Genomic DNA, 1639 nt, shown 5'->3' with positions numbered 1-1639 from the left:
ATGATCAGCGAGATCAGGATGGCCGCACCGGCAACGCCATACATGATCTGCGAGCTTTGCGCATTCAGGGTCTGGGCCGATCCGGCGGCCGCGTCGACATCCGATTGCAGGCTTTCGACCAGTTCCTTGACGCTGTTTTCCATGTCGGCGGCGTATTGGGTGCTTTGATCGACGATCTGCTGCTGGGTTGCGGCGGCTTCAAGATACTTGATCCGCAAGGCGGGAAGGCTGCCATCGCCAATAGAGAGTTCAAGCATGTCACTGACGATGTTGGTGTAGAACTTTTTGAGTTTTTCGTTGTCGAGACCTTCGATCAATTTTTGCAGCGATGCGAAGCTGCCGCGGACCTGCACGCTGATGACCGAAAGCCGGGTCGGGTCGTCGAGCGAGCTTGATGTCAGGATCGTGTTGACGATGTCGCTGCCCATCCGGCTGAGTTCAAGAACCGGTCCACGCGATGCAACGGCATCGTCAAGGTCGTAAAGCAGTTTGGTGGTGCGGACCTGATCTTCGTAGGGCAGGGGATCGCCTGATTTGCGCAGATCTTCGACGGAGGCATTGATCCCGGCGATGGTTGTCTGGGTGAAAGACAGGAGCGGGGTGATCATGCTGCTGTAACGCCCGCTTAGCTGCTGAAACTTGTTCAGTTTTCCGGCAATGTCATCGGCGATGGCAAACCGGTTCAGGGTCATTGCATGCAGATTTTCCAGCGCTTCGCGCAGATTGGCACTGTTGGTATCAATACCATCGAGAATTTCGGCTTGAAGATTTGTTTCGCGCAATTGCGCGACATTTTCGTCAAGCCCGGCCAGCAGCGTATCAAGTTCTGCTTTGACAGCCTGTTCTTCGTCGGGGGTTTTCGATGCGATGATCCGCGGCGCGATGGCCACGATCTTTGCACTGTCGGTCGCGAGTTGTTGTGCCGAAAACATCGGCGGCAGTTTCGAATGCGTGATGTCCGCAAGTTCGGTGCCGAACTTGTCGAAGGATATGACGGCGACGGTGGCCGCCACGACGGCCATCAGGCCGACAAGTGCAAATGATGCCGCCAGTTTCCCCTGAACGCCGAAGCCTTTTGTGGTCTTGTTGACCGGCTTCTGGCGATCATCAGATTTGATAGTCTTTCCCATTACTCACCTAACCCCGATTACGCATAAGCAGCGCACCGGCATCTGTCATGCCGGTAACACGCGTCTGTTTGATTTTCCTGGATGAAACCTTCCTGTGGTTTCCGCATTCGGGGAGTCCCGCGATATCGGTTAGGAACGATAAGAATGCGCGACAATTGAAGGCGGAAGTTCTTGTTTTTCTTATGTTGAAAATTTCTATAGCACACGTGCCGGTGCAGAATAACCCAAATGTTTCTCTAATGTGGCAGCCCTGTCCATCTGGATAAGTCCTTTGTACAAAAGCTTGTGGCCATTCTGACCAATAGAAAAGGCCCGCCGGGTGGCGGGCCTTGCACAGAAGAAGGTTTGGCAGATTTCGGCAGATCAGGAGGCGCGATCACGTGCCTGCTGACGGAGGTCTTCGAGGATGCCGTTGATCCGCGAACGCAGATTTTCGACCTTTTCGGATGCGGTCTGTGCCGTTGCCAGAACCTGACCGGAAAGTTCGCCGGTTTTGCCGGTTTCACTTG

The 1639-nt window shown here is 54.4% G+C and carries 1 protein-coding gene; it reads right to left on the bottom strand.

What is annotated here, in order from left to right:
* Window positions 1-1130, bottom strand: a 1130-nt coding sequence (locus tag SMB34_RS17705) for an MCP four helix bundle domain-containing protein (RefSeq protein ID WP_037992094.1), incomplete at its 3' end; no start/stop codon positions are given.
* Between the last annotated feature and the right edge of the window lie 509 nt (window positions 1131-1639).

Source organism: Thalassospira permensis NBRC 106175, assembly GCF_000714555.1.
Lineage (GTDB): Bacteria > Pseudomonadota > Alphaproteobacteria > Rhodospirillales > Thalassospiraceae > Thalassospira > Thalassospira xiamenensis.
Note: the sequence above shows the minus strand (reverse complement) of the source record. Positions and strands in the feature narration are given on the sequence as shown.